Source organism: Microbulbifer sediminum (assembly GCF_021729035.1).
Classification (GTDB): Bacteria; Pseudomonadota; Gammaproteobacteria; order Pseudomonadales; family Cellvibrionaceae; genus Microbulbifer; species Microbulbifer sediminum.
Window position 1 is genome coordinate 459,415 of record NZ_JAJSAP010000003.1, and the last position, 16,372, is coordinate 475,786.

The following is a 16,372-nucleotide window of genomic DNA, read 5'->3' on the forward strand; positions in this document are numbered from 1 at the left end:
CCTGGCGGGTCAGTGCATACGGGCTCAGCCGGAGACTGTCCCGGGCCTTCTGGTCATTGCCACAGCATCAGTGCAACCGGCCGGGGCGGTCCCCGGCACGAACGGGCACTGGCTTACTGTGGACCAAAAAAGCGATAACTGAAATTGAGGGTCAGTGAGCGCATGTGGCCGAGGTCAAAGCCCGCCACCGTCCCCACATCGTTGTACATGTATTCCACCGAGGTATCGAAGTCGCGCGTCCAGCGATATCGATAACCCACCCCGGTATGCCAGTAGTCATCGCTGCCGTCTTCCTCCACCAGGATGGTGAGCCCGCGACTGTCGATAGTGTCGACATCAAACTCGCCGTAGGTCCAGCCAGCCATCCAGTACAGGCACTGCACGTCGCAATCGAAGCTGAAGTCGATCTTGAAGTTCAGGCCGTAGGTATCGGCGGAAACACCGCCGTCATCAAAATTCGAATACCGCAGTTCCGTCTGCCACACCCCCACGGTGGGAGCAATGCCGATACTGGCATAGCCGAAACCATCCTGGTCCTTGTTCACTTGCAGCTCGCCCGCACCCAGCCCGACCGTGCCCACCACCTGGTATTCACCGGCACAGATACCGGCGATGGGGTTATTCCATTCCACCGCCATGGAAGCCGTGGAAAACAGCAACGCAATTGAAAAAACAACCTTTCTCATGACGACCTTCCTTGGTACTTACAAGCTCTCTTATCCGGTTCAGGGCTGCGTCTTTGGTGAAGACTGCTCGTGCGCCACATCGATGATCGCCCAGATGCCGCCACTGAATGCGGGATTACCACGCAGCTTTTCCAGGTCGCTGGGTAGTGGTGCTATGCCACCGGCGGCGCCCAGTTCCTCGAGTCGCTGCAAGATGGTCTCGGCCATTTTCTGCAGGATGTCATCGAGGGTTTCGGCGTGACAGTGGCAGTGCGGCAGGTCCGGCGCAATGGCGCCGAAGCCGGCATACTCGATATTGTGGATCACTACCGGATAGCGCATCGGGCTGACTCTTTATGGCTTTAACCCACCAAGCGTAGACGCGATTGAAACTTTTGTGCTGCTTTGGCACCGGAGACAGGCCAGCAGGCCGGGTCGCCTGAGCAGTGTGATCGGGATAATCAGCGGGGGATGCGACCGAGCAGGGCGCGGCGGGAGAAAATCATTTCCTTGTAGGTCTGCACCAGTGTGCAGTCGAGTTCCTCACCACCAGCGCCAGCCGCCTTCATCTGGCTGTCCAGCCAGGCGATTTCCTCTTCCAGCTGCAGGCGCAGGCGACGGATCTCCGGTTCGGAGAGGTTGAAATAGCTGCTGCATTCCCTGGACATGACGACGGACTGGTCTCCATTGCGGGCGGGGCACCGCCACAGATGCTTTCGGTGCCGCACCACCTTATCGGGGACGGCACCGAAGAGCTTAGTCCAGTGTCATTCAGTCGGAGAGCAGGCGGCGCCAGTCGAAGCTGGTATCACCGATCACGTAGAAAAAGGGATTGAGCAGGGAATCCTTGCGGTTGTAACGCAGCAGTTCGAACTGGTCATCCACTACCGTGCCGCCGGCGGCCTCTACCACCGCCTGGGCCGCAGCGGTATCCCATTCGCAGGTCGGCGCCAGGCGCGGATAGAGGTCCGCGGCCCCCTCCGCCACCAGGCACAGCTTCAGGGAGCTGCCCATGTTCTTGAGGCCGGTCTGCCCCAGTTCCCCCTCAATCCGGGCCAGCAGCTGATCGACGGCGCCGGCACCGTGGCTGCGGCTGGCGACCAGCTCCACCGGCTTGCCGGCATCCAGCCGCTCGCGCACGGAACGCACACGAATCTGCTGCTCGCCCTCGGCGGTACGCTTGAAGGCCATGCCCTCGCCGCCGGCGTCCCGGCAACCGGCATAGGTAATATTCAGTACCGGGACGTACACCACCCCCAGCACCGGCTCGCCCTTTTCGATCAGGGCCACATTGACGGTGAACTCACCGTTGCGGCGGATAAATTCCTTGGTGCCGTCCAGCGGGTCGACAATCCAGTAGCGCTGCCAGCTGCTGCGCTCCTCGAAGGACGGCATTTCCTGCTCCTCGGACAACACCGGCACGCCGTCCACCAGCCCGGCCAATGCCGGTTCCAGTACCTTGTGGGCGGCCAGGTCGGCGGCGGTGACGGGGGAATCATCCGCCTTGGTATCCACTTCCAGCTCGGCGCTGCTGTTGTACACCTCGAGGATGGCTTCGCCCGCGCGCTCGCAGATACCAATTACCTGCTCGAGCAGTTGTTTCTTGTCCAGTTCTGTACCCATGGGTCCCCCTTGTTAGCGATGGCGGCATTATACGCGCATGCCGCCAGCGCTGATAACTGGGGGATCACGGGACCATCAGGCCGGGAACAGGTCGTCGATGGAGAGATAGCGCTCACCGGTGTCGTAGCTGAACACCAGTACCCGGCTGCCGGGAGCGAAATCCGCCTGGCGCTGCTTCACTGCCGCCAGTGTGGCGCCGGAGGAAATTCCCACAAAGATGCCCTCCTTCGCCGCGCACTCCCGGGCCATGGCGAAGCTGTCCTCCTCGGATACCTGGATGGTGCCGTCGAGCGTTGCCGTATTGAGAATCTCCGGCACAAAGCCCGCGCCGATGCCCTGCAGGCGATGGGGGCCTTTCTCGCCACCGCTGATCACCGGGGATTTTTCCGGCTCCACGGCGAAAGTCTGCATATTCGGGAAATGTTCCTTGAGCACCTCGCTGCAGCCGGTGATATGCCCGCCGGTACCGACCCCGGTGATCAGGTAGTCGAGCCCTTCGGGGAAGTCGGCCAGGATCTCCCGCGCACTGGTATCACGATGCACCTGTGCGTTGGCGGGGTTGCGGAACTGCTGCGGCATCCAGCTGTTGGCATGCTCCTCCAGCAGCTCCTCGGCCTTTGCGATCGCGCCGGGCATACCGGTCTCTTTGGGCGTCAGTACCAGTTCGGCGCCCATGGCTTTCATGATGCGGCGGCGCTCCAGCGACATGGACTCCGGCATGGTGAGGATCAGGCGGTAACCCCGAACGGCGGCCACCATGGCCAGGCCGATGCCGGTATTGCCGGACGTGGGCTCGATGATCACGCCACCGGGCTTGAGCTCACCACTGCGCTCGGCGTCATCGATCATGGCCAGCGCGATCCGGTCCTTGATGCTGCTGCCGGGATTGAAGCGCTCCACTTTCATCCACACTTCGATATCGTCGCGGAACAACCGGTTCAGCCGTACGTGCGGGGTGTTGCCGATTGTCTCGAGAATATTTTCAGCCTTCATGGGTCACTCTCTCCCTTCCTGGTTGTGCCTTGTTACGCAGCCCACAGCCGGTCCGCCGTGCGCGGGCTTGCCGGATACCGGCGCCCGGCGTCATGATACGCCGGACTGCAAATACAATTACAAGAAAAGCCGGGACAACGCCATGACCGCCACCACCGCTGCGGCTGATTCCAATGCCGATTCCAGTAGCCGCAACCACACCGCCGCCGGCGTGCCCATCGCCGCCTTCACCGTTGGCGCGATTATCTACATTGCCCTGGACGCCACAGGCTGGCGGAGCCCCGGCAGTACAACCCTGCTGCCACTGGTCAAGGCCGCACCCATCCTGTTGCTGCTCTGGCTTTCCACCCGCTGGCTGCAGGGCACGACGCGAATCCTGACGTCAGCTGCGCTGGGCTTTTCCGCCCTCGGCGATATCCTGCTGGCGCTCGACTTCCCGCAGCAGTTCGTCCTCGGCCTGGGCGCATTCCTGGTGGCCCAGCTGACCTATGCCATCCTGTTCCTGCGCCATGCGGATTTCCGTTCGGGGCGCTTTATCCTGCGTGGCCTGCCGGTACTGGGTGCCGCCCTGTTACTGGCCCAGCTGCTGTTACCCGCCGCCGGGACGCTGGCCGGCCCGGTGACCGCCTACCTGCTGGCGATCCTCGCCATGGCGCTGGGCGCCGCGGCCCATCGCGATAAAGCGGCCCTGGTGTACTGCGGGGCGTTGGTGTTCATGGCCTCTGACGCCCTGATCGGTATCAACCGGTTCGTGGCACCCGTTCCCATGGCCGGCATACTGATTATGGTCACCTACTATGCGGCCCAGCTGGCCCTGCTGCTGGGCATCCGCGTGGCCAGCCAGACACATGCGGCAAAGCGGGCCCGGCCATAATCGGGCATAATAGGGGCACCATGCCTTCGACCTGAGAGGTTTACCGACCGCATGCTGGACTGGCACGACGTCGACACGGTGATGCTGGATATGGACGGCACCCTGCTCGACCTGCACTACGACAACCACTTCTGGTTGACCCACCTGCCCCAGCGCTATGCGCAGACCCACGGATTGACCCTGCAGCAGGCCGAAGAGAAGCTGGTCGGCCAGATTGACGCGCGCCGCGGCACCCTGGAGTGGTATTGCCTTAACTTCTGGTCGCGGGAGCTGCAGATGGATATCCCCGCGGTGCTGCGCGAGATCGAGGACCGCGTCGCCCTGCGCCCACATACCCCGGCGTTCCTGGACGCGCTGCGGCGCATGGAAAAGCATGTCCTGCTGGTCACCAACGCCCATCCCGACGGCCTGGTGCGCAAGCTGGAGCTGACCGGTATCGATCGCTGGATGGACGGGATCATCACTTCCCATGAGCTGAGGCACGCCAAGGAGAGCCCCTATTTCTGGGAAGCCCTGTCGCGCCACATCGACTTCGATCCCGATCGCACCCTGTTCGTCGACGATAACGAACATGTGCTTGCGGCCGCCCGCGATTTCGGTATTGGTCACCTGCTTTGCATCCGTCAGCCGGACAGCCGTGGCCCGCTACGGGAGATCACCGATTTCCCCGCCATTCACCATTTCGATGAGATTGTTCCGCTGTAATCCCCGATGGACAAAGTACGTATCGACAAGTGGCTCTGGGCCGCACGCTTTTACAAAACCCGCAGTCTCGCCAAGCAGATGATCGAGGGCGGCAAGGTCCACCTGGACGGCCAGCGGGTCAAGGCCAGCAAGGAGATTACTACCGGCGCCACCCTGACCCTGCGCCAGGGCTGGGACCAGCTGGAAGTGGAGGTGCTGGCGCTGTCAGACCAGCGGCGCGGGGCGGACATCGCCCGCGACCTCTACCGCGAGACCGAGGCCAGTCGCGCCAAACGCGAGCGCGAGGCCGCCGAGCGCAAGGTCACCAACGCCGGCGTTCGCAGCGAGCGACCCAACAAGAAACAACGACGCCAGATCCACCGCTTCCTGCGCGAGCAGGACTGAACCGTGCCCATGCGGCCCCGCCCAATCAGGCCAGGCTGCCGAAACGCCGCCCTTGTGGCACAGGCCCGGGCCCGGGGACACAACTGCTAAACTGGCCCACAACCGGCCCCCATACCGACGGGACACAGATCCATGATGACAAGAATTCTCTCTCTCGCCGCCGTCCTCCTGCTGCTGTGCCAGCCGGCCATCGCCGACAACCGCGAGCACGAACAGCTCAAGCGCTCGATCATCAAGATATACACCACCGCCGCGGCGCCGGATTATTTCAATCCCTGGTCGCTGCTGAACCCGAAACAGTTGTCCGGCTCCGGCGCGGTGATCGACAACCAGCGCATCCTGACCAATGCCCACGTGGTGGCCAACGGCAGCTTTATCCAGGTGCAGCGTCACGGTGATGCGCGGAAATTCCGTGCCCGGGTGGAATTCGTGTCCCATGACGCGGACCTGGCCCTGCTGCGGGTCGAGGATAAGAGCTTCTTCGACGATACACGCCCCCTCGACATGGGCGACCTCCCGGACCTGCAGGAAGAGGTGTCCGTCTACGGCTACCCGATCGGCGGCAAGTCCCTGTCCATTACCCGCGGCGTCCTGTCACGGGTGGAGCACCAGTATTACGCCCACGCCGGCAGTTACCTGATGGCGGGCCAGATCGATGCCGCCATCAATCCCGGCAACAGCGGCGGCCCGGTGATCTCCGACGGACGCATCGTGGGTGTGGCCATGCAGACCAACCACAGCAAGGGGGCGGAGAACCTGGGCTACTTTGTACCGCCCAGTGTTATCGAGCACGTACTCGAGGACGCCGAGGACGGTGTGCACCAGGGATTCCCGGAGCTGGGCGCGGTGACCCAGAGCATGGAGAGCCCCTCCATGAAGCAGGCAGCCGGGCTGGGTGAGGACCAGGAGGGCGCGCTGGTCGTCAAGGTATTCAGCGACTCGCCGGCAGCCCGCGTACTGCAACCCGGCGACGTGCTGCTGGAAGTGGACGGCTACGAGGTAGCCGCCGACCGCACCGTGGAATGGCGCGAAAACCAGCGTACCAACTACCATTACGCCGCCGACCTCTACCATGTGGGCGACCGGCTGCCGGTTAAGTTCGCCCGCGAAGGCGAGATCAGGGAGGCGGAGATCGAGCTGGCAGCGCCGTCCCCCTCCCGCTCCCTGGTCCTGAGCGAGCAGTTCGACCAGCGCCCGCGCTATTACATCTACGGTGGCGTGGTCTTCGTGCCGCTCAACATGAACCTGATCAAGCGCTGGGGTAACAACTGGCACTCCAAGGCGCCGATTGAGTACCTCTACGCCCGCAACCGGTGGAGCGAAGAGGGGCGCCGCGAGCTGGTCGTTGCGCTGAAGGTGCTGCCCGCCGGGGTCAACCTGGGCTACCACGACTGGAAGAACTGGATCATCGATACAGTGAATGGGCACCGCGTGGCGGATTTCGACGAGTTTGCCCAGCTGCTCGAGGGCAACGAACAGCAGTTTGTCGAGCTGCGCGACGAGTCGGGCTACCGCATGGTGCTGGATGCGGCCGCCGCCCGTGAGCAGGAACCGCTGATCCTGCAGACCTACCATATCCCCCATCGCCATTCCCCGGGGCTTTTCAGTACCCTGGCGGAACACGAGGAGAAACCTGAGGAAAGTCCTTGACCACACCAAGCCCGGCCTGGCTGTCAGCAGTGCTGGCCGCCCTGCTGACAGGGTCCGCAGCCACCGCGGACAACCTGTACCGCTGGGTGGACGAGGATGGCAATATCCACTTCGGCGATCGCCCGCCGCAACAGGCAGAGGCCGAGGACCTGTCCGGGAAACTGGCGCCGGTCAACAGCGCGGATGCCACCGGCAGCCGCCCCAGCAGCCACACCAGCCAGCCCAGCCCGCAGCGGCAGTACAACGAGAGCCAGCGCCGGCTGCGGTTGCAGGAACAGCAGCAGCGTCGCCGGGCCTGCGCGCTGGCCCGCAAGCGCTTGCGCATCCTGCAGGGCCCCGTCGCCCTGGTAGACGGCAATGGCGAAGAGATCCGCATGAGCGAGCGCGAGCGCCAGCGACGTGCGGCGGCAATGGAACGGGAAATATCCAGGCTATGCGGCCAGTAGCGCGACTCGTCCGGCGGGGAAATGCCGTCATGCACCCGGCAACTACCATTTAGGGTAACGGGGCACTAAAATCCCGCGCCTTTGATCCCCGAGTTTGCCGAGGCCTTCGATTCATGTCCGACCAGCTGGAACGCTTCATCTTCTCCCACCACGATATCCGCGGCCAGGTCGTTACCCTGACCGATGCCTATCGCGAGGTCCTGGAACACAACCAGCTGCCCCAGCCGGTTGCCCTGGTACTGGGGGAATTCCTCGCCGCCGCCTGCCTGCTGTCCACCACGCTGAAGTTCGAGGGCCTGCTGAGCCTGCAGGCCCGCGGCGAGGGCGACGTGCCGCTGTTGCTTGCCGAGTGCACCCACCACAGCGACCTGCGTGGTATCGCCAGGCTCGCCGAGCAGGCCCAGATCGAGGAGGGCGCCACCCTGCGGCAGCTGGTTGGCAAGCGTGCGGCCCTGGCCATCACGGTGGAGCCGGAGCAGGGCGAACGCTACCAGGGCGTTGTGCCACTGGAGAAAGACACCCTGGCAGAGTGCCTGGAAGACTACTTCACCCAGTCGGAGCAGCTGGCCACCCGCTTCTGGATCGAGTCCAGCCCCGATACGGTGGGCGGCATCATGCTGCAGGTGCTGCCGGGCAACAACGCCGCCGGCGAGGCCGAGAACCAGGACGCCTGGGAAACCGCCCAGCACCTGGCGGAGACCGTGACCGCGGAGGAGCTCCACGCGCTGCCCCACGAGCAGCTGCTCACACGCCTGTTCCACCAGCTGACGCCCGCCGCGCTGGGCACCGCCAACATCCGCTTCAAGTGCAGTTGCTCCCGCCAGCGCAGCGCCCGTGCCCTGGTGGCCATGGGACCCGAAGAGGTCTACCAGCTGCTGGAAGAGCAGGATGGCGAGATTACCGCCGACTGCCAGTTCTGCAACGCCCGCTACCGTTTCAACGGCGACGATATCGAGAGCCTGTTCAACGCCCCGCCGCACACCCTGCACTGATTGCCGCCAGCTGCCTGCCGGGCCCACACGATGGTGATGGGCATTTCCCGGCAGGGGCCCCGCAGCGGTACAAATCACGCACCTTTATTCATCAGGCCAATAGGCGCGATTATCAACATAGAACAGACCGATAAAGCAGCATAAAATTTCAGGAGACAACGCTGTCATTGGGTAAAAAATAGCCTTTTTTGCTATCCCGCCAATTTGAACTTTGCCATAATTCGCCACCCGAATATTACCGGCCATGCTTCCTGTGGCGCGGTCGTACTATGTTTTACTCCTTACAATTTTCACGGGTAATCGACGAATGGCACAGATCGATGATACGGCGCAGGTATTGAAGAACCTGTCTGCGGCGCAGCTGGTTGAGCAGGCGCTGCTGCGCGGCGAGGGCAAACTGTCCGACACCGGCGCGCTGGTAACCGAAACCGGCGCGCGCACCGGCCGCTCCCCGGCGGACCGCTTCGTGGTGGAAGAGCCCTCCACCAGCGACAGCATTGCCTGGGGCAACGTCAACCGCGCCTTTCCCCAGGACAAGTTCGACGCGCTGTGGAGCAAAGTGGAAGAGTTCGTTTCCGGCTCCGACACCTTCGTGCAACAGCTGCACGTGGGCCAGCATGAGGACTACTACCTGCCCGTCGTCGTCACTGCCCAGACCGCCTGGCATTCCCTGTTTGCGCGCAACATGTTCATTCGCCCGGACAAGTACAACCCCAAGGGCAAGGAAGAGTGGCGTATCCTGCATGCCCCCAACTTTGTCTGTGAACCCGAGCGCGACGGCACCAACTCCGAAGGCTGCGTCATCATCAACTTTGCCCAGCGCAAGGTACTGCTGGCGGGCATGCGCTACGCCGGCGAAATGAAGAAAGCCATGTTCTCGGTGCAGAACTTCCTGTTGCCGGAAAAAGACGTCATGCCGATGCACTGCGCCGCCAATGTGGGCAAGGACGGCGATGTGTGCCTGTTCTTCGGCCTGTCCGGCACCGGCAAGACCACCCTGTCCGCCGACCCCGAGCGCTACCTGATCGGCGACGACGAGCACGGCTGGGCCAAGGGCAACGTGTTCAATATCGAGGGCGGCTGTTACGCCAAGACCATCAACCTGAGCAAGGAAAACGAGCCGGTTATCTGGGATGCCATCCGTTTTGGCGCCATCGTGGAAAACGTGGTCACCGACGATAACGGCACTGCCGATTACCACGACACCAGCCTGACCGAGAATGGCCGCTGCTCCTACCCGCTGGAGCACGTGGTGATGCGCCAGCCCGGCAACCAGGCCGGCGAGCCCAAGAACGTGATCTTCCTGACCTGCGACGTATCCGGTGTCCTGCCGCCGGTTTCCATCCTGTCCAAGGAAGCCGCCGCCTACCACTTCCTGTCCGGTTACACGGCCCGCGTGGGCTCCACCGAGCTGGGTGCGGAGGCGGGCATCCACCCGACCTTCTCCACCTGCTTCGGCGCGCCGTTCATGCCCCGCGCACCGCGTGAGTATGCCGACCTGCTGATGAAGCGTATCGAGGACTTCGGCTCCAATGTCTACCTGGTGAATACCGGCTGGACCGGCGGCTCCGGTGATAACGGCAAGCGCTTCCCGATCCCGGTGACCCGCGCCGTCATCGCCGCCATCCAGAGTGGCGCGCTGGAAGGCGTCGAAACCCAGCACCTGGAGACCCTGAACCTGGATATCCCGCTGGAGGTACCAGGCGTCGACAATGCTTACCTGAACCCCCGCGAGGCCTGGTCAGACCAGGGCGCTTACGACGAGCAGGCTGCCAGGCTGGCCAAGCTGTTCGCCGAGAACATCGAAAAGTTCGAAGTGAGCGAGACCGTCAAGGGCGCCGGGCCCCGGGCCTGAGCCACCCCGCCGGCGACCCTCGCGGGTCACCGTCGATGAAAAACGCCCCCGCGGAGTAATCCCCGGGGGCGTTTTTTATTGGCGACCGCTGTCCGGAGGGATTGGCAGATTGCGGCTATATTGAATAAATGAGGCGCCGCCGAGGGCGTGCGACCACGCGACGACGACCACAGGCACAGGTAAACCCATGCCCGCAGGCCAGCCGTTTTCCCGCTACCGTACCCGCCCACCCGGCCAGGGCACCAACCGCGCTGTCGTGGCGGCCATCGCTCTCATGTTGCTGGGGATCGTCGGCGGCCTGTGGCTGTACCTTTACTTCAAAGCCCTGGAGAAGCCCTACCGTGAGGTCCAGGGCTATCGCGTGGCTGCGGACCACACGCTGAGAGATTTCCTGCGCCGGGGGGACAACCGGGCACGCCTGCGGGCCCTGGAGAGCTACCTCAAGGCCAACAACGCGGGCAATGTGGTCGAGGCTGCGGCGCTGTTCCGGCAGGGCTCTGACTGGCTGGATATCAATGAACCGGCCTTCGCTATCCCGCCTCGCCGGCATTGGGAAAACATGGTGGAGACCCTGGCCCTGGTACGCGATGAGCTGATCCCGGCGATCGGCCCGGTGGAAGTCCTGTCCGCGTACCGCACGGACAACTACAACCGCAAGGGCGGTGGCGCCGGTGGCAGCAAGCACCGGGAGTTTTGTGGCCTGGATCTGGTGCCGCTATCCAATATCAGTCGCAAGGAACTGGTGGAGGAACTGAAAATCCTGCATGCGCGCCTGGGCGAGCACAGTCGCATGGGACTGGGTATCTACAGCAACGTGCGCTTCCATATCGACACCTGCGGTTACCGCAGCTGGTAGGCAGTATTTCCAGGAGCGGTCAGCATGGACATCAAGGAGAGCCCCGATCACGAGTGGGTCGACATACATATCGAGCGCCGGCGGGTGATCTGGATCAGCGCCCTGGTGCTGGCCGGCATCCTGTTGCTGGTGGTCCTCACGGTGGACAAGGTCCGGGAACTGGCCGAGCGCGCGGTCATCCCGCGGGAATATGCCCCTGTCGAGCGCCTCCCCGAAACCGCCGATATCCCCGATGTATATGACATCAAGGGCTATGCGGCCGCCTCGGCCCGCGCCTTCGAACGCTTCCTGAACGACCGCGACCGGCGGGAAATCTATACCCGCCTGCAGCATTTCCTCTACCTGAACAAGGTGGACGGGGTGCTGCCCTCCTTCCAGCTGCTGCGCCAGGGCAGCGACTGGCAGAAAATCGACGAACCGCCGTTCGCCATCCCCCCGGAGCAGGACTGGGAAACCATGGTGGATACACTGCGGGTACTGCAGGACGAGATCATCCCGCGTATCGGGCCGGTGACGGTCCTGTCCGGGTGGCGCACCCCCAGCTACAACGCCAAGGCCGGTGGCTCTAAACGCAGCAAGCATATGCATTTCTGTGGGCTGGATGTGGTGCCGAACCGCGACTACACCCGCAAGGAGCTGATTCCCATCCTGCGGGACATCCACCGCAAAGTGGGCAAGAAATGGGACATGGGACTGGGTATCTACAGCGGCGTGCGCTTCCATGTGGACACCTGCGGCTACCGGCGCTGGTAATTGCGATCCCGGTTGTCCAAGCGGCGAGCGCCAGTGGTAGCATAGCGCGCATCGACAAAAATAAATTCGGGGGCATCCCTTGGTTCAGGAAAAGCTGGAACGGCGCTCGTTCATCGCCGCCCTGCTGCTGGTAACAGTGGCATTCACATTTTTGCTCAGGCCCTTCTTTACGCCGATTTTCTGGGCCTGTGCCATTGCCGTGATCTTCTTTCCCGTACACCGCTACCTCTCCAGCCGCTACCCCAACTGGCCCAACATGATGGCCCTGCTGACGCTGTTGCTGTGCATGGTGCTGGTGGTGATCCCGGTACTGGTGGTGGCCAGCTCGTTCGTGAACGAGGCCGTCAGTCTCTACCAGAAAGTCCAGAGCGGCGAGATCGACGTGGGCGGGCAGGTGGACCGGGTGCGCAGTGCATTCCCCGGATTCGAGGCACTGATGCAGCGCATCGGCATCGACCTGGACCAGCTGCGCGAGCGACTGCTGAGCGGCTTCATGAGCGCGGGCAGCCTGATTGCCAAGAACGCCCTGGCCCTGGGCCAGAACACGGTGAATTTCTTCGTGATGCTGGGCCTGATGCTGTACCTGACCTTCTTCCTGATCCGCGATGGCGAGACACTGGTGCGGCTGCTGATCCGCGCACTGCCGCTGGGCGACGAACGCGAGCACCTGCTGCTGGCCAAGTTCGCCGAAGTCACCCGCGCCACGGTCAAGGGTAACCTGGTGGTGGCCGTGACCCAGGGCACCCTGGGCGGGCTGATTTTCTGGGCCCTGGGGCTACCGGCACCATTGTTGTGGGGGGTGGTCATGACCCTGCTGTCACTGCTGCCGGCCATCGGCGCGGCCCTGATCTGGCTGCCGGCAGCGATCTACCTTTACGCCATCGGTGACGTGGTCAAGGGAACGGTGCTGCTGGTTTTCGGGGTGGCGGTGATCAGCCTGGTAGACAACCTGTTGCGGCCGATACTGGTCGGCCGTGATACCAAACTGCCGGACTATATCGTGCTGTTCTCCACCATTGGCGGCCTGATGATGTTCGGCATCAGCGGCTTCGCCATCGGCCCTCTGCTGGCGGCACTGTTTATGGCCTTCTGGGAAATCTTCATGCGGGAGTTCATCAATTCCGCCGAGGTGAAGCCCCTCTGAAGGCGGGCGACATACAGCGAACATCGACAGGGTCCACACCCCGATCCGGGCCTGCTCGCCGGGTGGTGATACCGGTGCTAATCCGGGCCGGCGTCCCGCCGCTTGCGCTGGGCCTCCTGCAACTGCAGGCTCAGCTCTGCCATGGGCCGCTGGTCCACCACCAGCAGCCCCTCGTAACTGCGGTCCAGGTCCTCGATCAGCAGGATTACCAGTGAAAACGCCAGCGCCAGCGCCAGCGCCACCTGGGGCGAGCCGCCGCGACTGGCGCCCAGCTGGAAGCCGATCCCGAACATCGACAGTGCAGTGATCGCATACAGTGCCATCCAGATAGGTGCGGGTATCTGGTAACGCCCACCCACCAGCACCCGCCGGGTGTGGTAGTCGATCACCTCGTTCAGGGGCTGGTAGAAAGCCTTCAGTTTTTCCGCTCCATAGTCGCGGGACTCATGTTCCGCCACCAGACCCCACAGGGAGGCCTGGATCTGCTCGCTGCGCTCTACGGCCCGCAGGTATTCCTCTTCCTCAAGTGTATGCGGATCAAAGGCCCGGACCTGCGCATATTCGGCCAGGAGTTCCCGCGCACGTGCCGTGCCACTTTCATCGAGAAAGTCCGCCCGCAGGTAAGCGGTGGCGATGGCGTTGATCTCCTCAAGCAACAGTGCCTTGCGTGCACCGAAGCGCTCCGCGGTCATATTGAACGTAAACGCCAGCATAAACGCCAGCAGACCCAGGGTGGCGGCGACGATGCTGCCGATCGACGCTTCACTGACATCCCTGTTTCGACGCCAGAGGATGCGCCCCACTAACATGCCGGCGCCGAGTGACACCAGCACCACCAGAATGGCAAAGGCGCAGACACCCCACAGGGGGATACTTGAAAAAAAGCTGCTGAAGGTCATGGCGGCTTCCGGCTGATCCCTAATTAGTCTGGACCAGCTGCGCGACGGCTGCCGGCCGCTGCACTATGGCTGCGGCGCCGGCTGGGCGCCACCGCCATCCCGTCGGACCAGTTCGATAGCACGGGTTGCAAAACGCTCACCCAGGACCCGGTAACCGGTGGCGGTATAGTGCAAATCATTGGCCACCCGCTTGCCATCGCGATCCATTCCGTCATTCAGGTCATCTGTATCGACCCAGGCCGCACTGGGGAGGGACTCGGCGAATTGCACCTGGATCTCGCGGATGCGCTGCCAGTGGGCGGCGCTGCCACGCGCCAGGCCATAATCGCTCAGGCGGCCAATCACCACATTGATCTCCCGCTGGCCCAGGTCCCGCTGCAGTTGCGCCACCAGGCTGTCGAGGGCCGGGCCGTAGGCAGCGCTACGACCAAACCTGGCGTCATTTTCCCCCTGCATCCAGACGAGGGTTACTGATGCAAGGCGCTGACCGTGCGTGGCGCGCCCCACCTTGCGCAGCAATCTCTGGTACAGGTCGCCCACCTTCTTACCCGCATTGCCGATGCCCCGCTGTGGCGTCTCTAGCCAGCGCTGGATCGGTTGACCTCCCTGGGCGTCCTTCACCACAAGAATTCGCTCCCGGCCAAACTCTGCCGCCACCAGTGGCGTAAAGAAGGCATCTGCATCGAGCCAGGCCATATTGGATTGGCCGGAGAGAATAAAAAGGTGCCGACCCGGGTCGGCCGCTGCCGGGGACGGAGCGGCCAGGAAGAGCAACAGGGTCGCCAGGCCAGAGAAATGCAATGCACGCATGCCGCGCCTCCAATCCTTGGAGAGTAGCCGGCGGCACCAATCCGGGTGCCGGGTTTTACGTATGAATGTAATCCAGAGCCGGGGCCTGTGCCAGCCCGGCGGATGGCAGCCCCTACGATGGCAGAGCCGCTCTTGCCGGGGTAGCATTGCCATCACCAGATAGCATGAATACACACCGGGAGAATTCAATGAGATATGCACTGACCCTGTTACTGTCCGCGCTGGTGAGCCTGCCGGCCCTTGCCCTGGAAGTCGGCCAGCCGGCCCCGGATTTCACCCTGGAGGCCTCCGATGGCAACACCTACTCGCTGGAAGATTTTCGCGGTAAGCGGGCGGTCGTCATCGCCTGGTACCCCAAGGCGTTCACCAAGGGCTGTACCATCGAGTGCAAGTCCCTGGCGGAAAACGGTCACCTGATCCGCGAGTACGATGTGGCCTACTTTATGGCGAGTACTGACGAGGTGGAAACCAACAAGAAGTTCGCCGCCTCTGAAAAAGCGGATTTCCCGCTGCTCAGTGATCCCGAAGGGAAAGTGGCAAAAGCCTATGATGTGCTGGTGCCCGCATTGAATATCGCCAAGCGGGTGACGGTCTACATCGGCAAGGACGGCAATGTCCTCAAGGTCGATCGCGATATCAAGCCCGCAACCAGCGCCGAGGACATGGCCCGGACCCTGGGCGAACTGGGCGTGGCTCGCAAGGGCTGAACCGGTTTACCGGCGGCGAAAAGGCCTCGGGCGCACCCAGAACCAGCTGAGCAGCACCAGCATCCCGAACAGGGTGTAACAGAGTGCAAATACCCAGGCCGGCGCGCGATAGTAGAGGATGCTTTCCAGCCAGTGGGCAATGAATGAGCCCGAGTAGGTGGCTTCCCCGGCCCGCTCCCGCAATGCCATTTCCCAGGTAGTGAGCGGGCAAATCTCCCCCAGCCACGCCTGCAGCACCACGACGGCGATCGCCAGCAGGTGCGCCAGGCGGAACCGGGGATTGCGCACCCAGGACCATCCGCGCAGCTTCCCGGCCAGGATCAATAGCAGGCCGCTGACCACAAAGGCAACGAAGAGCACGTGCAGGAACAGCACCAGATCTGCGGCAATTCGATAGAGGAGTTGTGGTTCCATTGGGTTCCAGGCAGTTTCCCCGGCGGTTACGCCATCCCGGCATTCTCCCGGATGGCTCTGGTCAGGAACCTACTGTAGGGGTCAGGCGCATAGTCGGCAAATGGCCCGCACTCGACAAAACCATATTTCTGGTACAGCGCAACGGCGGGCTCAAACGCTCTATCTGTGCCGGTCTCCAGGCTGATTCTGGCATATCCACGCCGCCACGCCTCAGCAATGATTGCTTCAAGTATGCGCGCGGCAATACCCCGGCGCAGGAAAGCCCCGGCGGTTTTCATGGATTTTACCTCCCCGAACCGGGGAGAGATTTCCCGGAGGGCTCCACAGCCAGCCAGTTGCCCGTCGACACGGGCTGTCCAGAAAGTGAGGCACGGGTCTTTCAGCTTGCCTGTGTCGAGGGCATGAATGCTGTCCTCCGGGGAGTACCTGCGCATCTCTTCCAGGTGGGCACGCAGGAGTTCGATAACGGCGCCATCCGCTAAATCATCCGTTTGCAGGTCGACGTTCATTCAAAATGATTTCTCTCGTTTTCAATTCAATCTTTGCCACTGCAATTCTGGGGTAGCCTGAAAGTAAAGAGGCCGCTCCGGACAGCGGCCTCT

At 62.9% G+C, this 16,372-nt stretch carries 21 protein-coding genes; 11 read left to right on the forward strand and 10 right to left on the reverse strand.

Annotated features, from left to right (window positions below; all coding sequences use genetic code 11):
* Positions 1-113: 113 nt before the first annotated feature.
* The 5 genes from LVD11_RS07130 to cysK form a co-directional block, all read right to left on the reverse strand.
* On the reverse strand, positions 114-686 hold the full coding sequence (locus tag LVD11_RS07130; protein ID WP_237057464.1) for an outer membrane beta-barrel protein: 573 nt from the start codon (positions 684-686) through the stop codon (positions 114-116).
* Positions 687-725: 39 nt separating this feature from the next.
* Positions 726-1,007: a type II toxin-antitoxin system HicB family antitoxin gene (locus tag LVD11_RS07135; RefSeq protein ID WP_237057465.1), complete on the reverse strand. Its 282-nt coding sequence runs from the start codon at positions 1,005-1,007 to the stop codon at positions 726-728.
* 119 nt (positions 1,008-1,126) lie between these two features.
* Positions 1,127-1,333 carry a hypothetical protein gene (locus LVD11_RS07140; protein WP_237057466.1) on the reverse strand — a complete coding sequence of 69 codons (207 nt, stop codon included), beginning with the start codon at positions 1,331-1,333 and terminating at the stop codon, positions 1,127-1,129.
* Between the two features lie 103 nt (positions 1,334-1,436).
* A complete protein-coding gene (cysQ, locus tag LVD11_RS07145) occupies positions 1,437-2,288 on the reverse strand; it encodes a 3'(2'),5'-bisphosphate nucleotidase CysQ (protein ID WP_369413308.1) in 852 nt (283 codons plus the stop codon).
* 75 nt (positions 2,289-2,363) lie between these two features.
* On the reverse strand, positions 2,364-3,281 hold the full coding sequence (gene cysK, locus LVD11_RS07150; protein WP_237057467.1) for a cysteine synthase A: 918 nt from the start codon (positions 3,279-3,281) through the stop codon (positions 2,364-2,366).
* A gap of 142 nt (positions 3,282-3,423) precedes the next feature.
* On the opposite strand from cysK, the gene LVD11_RS07155 reads away from it, so the two are divergent.
* From LVD11_RS07155 to hslO, 6 genes are all read left to right on the forward strand, one after another.
* Complete coding sequence (locus LVD11_RS07155) at positions 3,424-4,155, forward strand: lysoplasmalogenase (protein WP_237057468.1); 732 nt, start codon at positions 3,424-3,426, stop codon at positions 4,153-4,155.
* A gap of 51 nt (positions 4,156-4,206) precedes the next feature.
* A complete protein-coding gene (gene yrfG, locus LVD11_RS07160; RefSeq protein WP_237057469.1) occupies positions 4,207-4,860 on the forward strand; it encodes a GMP/IMP nucleotidase in 654 nt (217 codons plus the stop codon).
* A 6-nt stretch (positions 4,861-4,866) separates the two neighbouring features.
* Positions 4,867-5,244 (forward strand): RNA-binding S4 domain-containing protein, encoded by a 378-nt coding sequence (locus LVD11_RS07165; RefSeq protein WP_237057470.1) that lies wholly within the window; start codon positions 4,867-4,869, stop codon positions 5,242-5,244.
* Between the two features lie 132 nt (positions 5,245-5,376).
* The gene (locus LVD11_RS07170; RefSeq protein WP_237057471.1) at positions 5,377-6,894 is read left to right on the forward strand and encodes a S1C family serine protease; all 1,518 of its coding nucleotides are present in this window, start codon (positions 5,377-5,379) and stop codon (positions 6,892-6,894) included.
* On the forward strand, positions 6,891-7,340 hold the full coding sequence (locus LVD11_RS07175; protein WP_237057472.1) for a DUF4124 domain-containing protein: 450 nt from the start codon (positions 6,891-6,893) through the stop codon (positions 7,338-7,340). The genes LVD11_RS07170 and LVD11_RS07175 overlap by 4 nt, the downstream gene beginning before the upstream one ends.
* 113 nt (positions 7,341-7,453) lie before the next feature.
* Positions 7,454-8,332: an Hsp33 family molecular chaperone HslO gene (gene hslO / locus LVD11_RS07180; RefSeq protein WP_237057473.1), complete on the forward strand. Its 879-nt coding sequence runs from the start codon at positions 7,454-7,456 to the stop codon at positions 8,330-8,332.
* An 84-nt stretch (positions 8,333-8,416) separates the two neighbouring features.
* On the opposite strand, the gene LVD11_RS07185 is transcribed toward hslO, so the two are convergent.
* Positions 8,417-8,578, reverse strand: a complete 162-nt coding sequence (locus LVD11_RS07185; RefSeq protein WP_237057474.1) for a hypothetical protein — start codon at positions 8,576-8,578, stop codon at positions 8,417-8,419.
* 61 nt (positions 8,579-8,639) lie between these two features.
* Here LVD11_RS07185 and LVD11_RS07190 point away from each other — a divergent pair, with 61 nt between their 5' ends.
* The 4 genes from LVD11_RS07190 (at position 8,640) to LVD11_RS07205 (ending at position 12,940) form a co-directional block, all read left to right on the forward strand.
* Positions 8,640-10,187 (forward strand): phosphoenolpyruvate carboxykinase, encoded by a 1,548-nt coding sequence (locus LVD11_RS07190; RefSeq protein ID WP_237057475.1) that lies wholly within the window; start codon positions 8,640-8,642, stop codon positions 10,185-10,187.
* A gap of 187 nt (positions 10,188-10,374) precedes the next feature.
* Positions 10,375-11,043: a D-Ala-D-Ala carboxypeptidase family metallohydrolase gene (locus LVD11_RS07195; RefSeq protein WP_237057476.1), complete on the forward strand. Its 669-nt coding sequence runs from the start codon at positions 10,375-10,377 to the stop codon at positions 11,041-11,043.
* A 24-nt stretch (positions 11,044-11,067) separates the two neighbouring features.
* Positions 11,068-11,796, forward strand: coding sequence for a D-Ala-D-Ala carboxypeptidase family metallohydrolase (locus LVD11_RS07200; RefSeq protein WP_237057477.1), 729 nt, complete (start codon positions 11,068-11,070; stop codon positions 11,794-11,796).
* Positions 11,797-11,875: 79 nt separating this feature from the next.
* Complete coding sequence (locus tag LVD11_RS07205) at positions 11,876-12,940, forward strand: AI-2E family transporter (RefSeq protein WP_237057478.1); 1,065 nt, start codon at positions 11,876-11,878, stop codon at positions 12,938-12,940.
* Between the two features lie 77 nt (positions 12,941-13,017).
* Here the strand turns inward: LVD11_RS07205 and LVD11_RS07210 are convergent, their stop codons facing one another.
* Complete coding sequence (locus tag LVD11_RS07210) at positions 13,018-13,839, reverse strand: bestrophin-like domain (protein ID WP_237057479.1); 822 nt, start codon at positions 13,837-13,839, stop codon at positions 13,018-13,020.
* A gap of 63 nt (positions 13,840-13,902) precedes the next feature.
* Positions 13,903-14,649, reverse strand: coding sequence for a sialate O-acetylesterase (locus LVD11_RS07215; RefSeq protein ID WP_237057480.1), 747 nt, complete (start codon positions 14,647-14,649; stop codon positions 13,903-13,905).
* Between the two features lie 188 nt (positions 14,650-14,837).
* Between LVD11_RS07215 and LVD11_RS07220 the strand changes: the two genes are divergently transcribed.
* On the forward strand, positions 14,838-15,356 hold the full coding sequence (locus LVD11_RS07220; protein ID WP_237057481.1) for a peroxiredoxin: 519 nt from the start codon (positions 14,838-14,840) through the stop codon (positions 15,354-15,356).
* Between the two features lie 6 nt (positions 15,357-15,362).
* Here the strand turns inward: LVD11_RS07220 and LVD11_RS07225 are convergent, their stop codons facing one another.
* Together LVD11_RS07225 and LVD11_RS07230 are read right to left on the reverse strand one after the other, a co-directional pair.
* Entirely contained in the window at positions 15,363-15,770 is a 408-nt protein-coding gene (locus LVD11_RS07225) for a DUF2784 domain-containing protein (protein ID WP_237057482.1), read from the reverse strand.
* 26 nt (positions 15,771-15,796) lie between these two features.
* Complete coding sequence (locus tag LVD11_RS07230; protein WP_237057483.1) at positions 15,797-16,279, reverse strand: GNAT family N-acetyltransferase; 483 nt, start codon at positions 16,277-16,279, stop codon at positions 15,797-15,799.
* Positions 16,280-16,372: the final 93 nt, after the last annotated feature.

Coding starts and splice junctions, on each gene's coding strand:
- LVD11_RS07130 (WP_237057464.1), bottom strand. CDS start 686: ATGAGAAAGGTTGTTTTTTCAATTGCGTTGCTGTTTTCCACGGCTTCC.
- LVD11_RS07135 (WP_237057465.1), bottom strand. CDS start 1,007: ATGCGCTATCCGGTAGTGATCCACAATATCGAGTATGCCGGCTTCGGC.
- LVD11_RS07140 (WP_237057466.1), bottom strand. CDS start 1,333: ATGTCCAGGGAATGCAGCAGCTATTTCAACCTCTCCGAACCGGAGATC.
- cysQ (WP_369413308.1), bottom strand. CDS start 2,288: ATGGGTACAGAACTGGACAAGAAACAACTGCTCGAGCAGGTAATTGGT.
- cysK (WP_237057467.1), bottom strand. CDS start 3,281: ATGAAGGCTGAAAATATTCTCGAGACAATCGGCAACACCCCGCACGTA.
- LVD11_RS07155 (WP_237057468.1), top strand. CDS start 3,424: ATGACCGCCACCACCGCTGCGGCTGATTCCAATGCCGATTCCAGTAGC.
- yrfG (WP_237057469.1), top strand. CDS start 4,207: ATGCTGGACTGGCACGACGTCGACACGGTGATGCTGGATATGGACGGC.
- LVD11_RS07165 (WP_237057470.1), top strand. CDS start 4,867: ATGGACAAAGTACGTATCGACAAGTGGCTCTGGGCCGCACGCTTTTAC.
- LVD11_RS07170 (WP_237057471.1), top strand. CDS start 5,377: ATGATGACAAGAATTCTCTCTCTCGCCGCCGTCCTCCTGCTGCTGTGC.
- hslO (WP_237057473.1), top strand. CDS start 7,454: ATGTCCGACCAGCTGGAACGCTTCATCTTCTCCCACCACGATATCCGC.
- LVD11_RS07185 (WP_237057474.1), bottom strand. CDS start 8,578: ATGGCCGGTAATATTCGGGTGGCGAATTATGGCAAAGTTCAAATTGGC.
- LVD11_RS07190 (WP_237057475.1), top strand. CDS start 8,640: ATGGCACAGATCGATGATACGGCGCAGGTATTGAAGAACCTGTCTGCG.
- LVD11_RS07195 (WP_237057476.1), top strand. CDS start 10,375: ATGCCCGCAGGCCAGCCGTTTTCCCGCTACCGTACCCGCCCACCCGGC.
- LVD11_RS07200 (WP_237057477.1), top strand. CDS start 11,068: ATGGACATCAAGGAGAGCCCCGATCACGAGTGGGTCGACATACATATC.
- LVD11_RS07210 (WP_237057479.1), bottom strand. CDS start 13,839: ATGACCTTCAGCAGCTTTTTTTCAAGTATCCCCCTGTGGGGTGTCTGC.
- LVD11_RS07215 (WP_237057480.1), bottom strand. CDS start 14,649: ATGCGTGCATTGCATTTCTCTGGCCTGGCGACCCTGTTGCTCTTCCTG.
- LVD11_RS07220 (WP_237057481.1), top strand. CDS start 14,838: ATGAGATATGCACTGACCCTGTTACTGTCCGCGCTGGTGAGCCTGCCG.
- LVD11_RS07225 (WP_237057482.1), bottom strand. CDS start 15,770: ATGGAACCACAACTCCTCTATCGAATTGCCGCAGATCTGGTGCTGTTC.
- LVD11_RS07230 (WP_237057483.1), bottom strand. CDS start 16,279: ATGAACGTCGACCTGCAAACGGATGATTTAGCGGATGGCGCCGTTATC.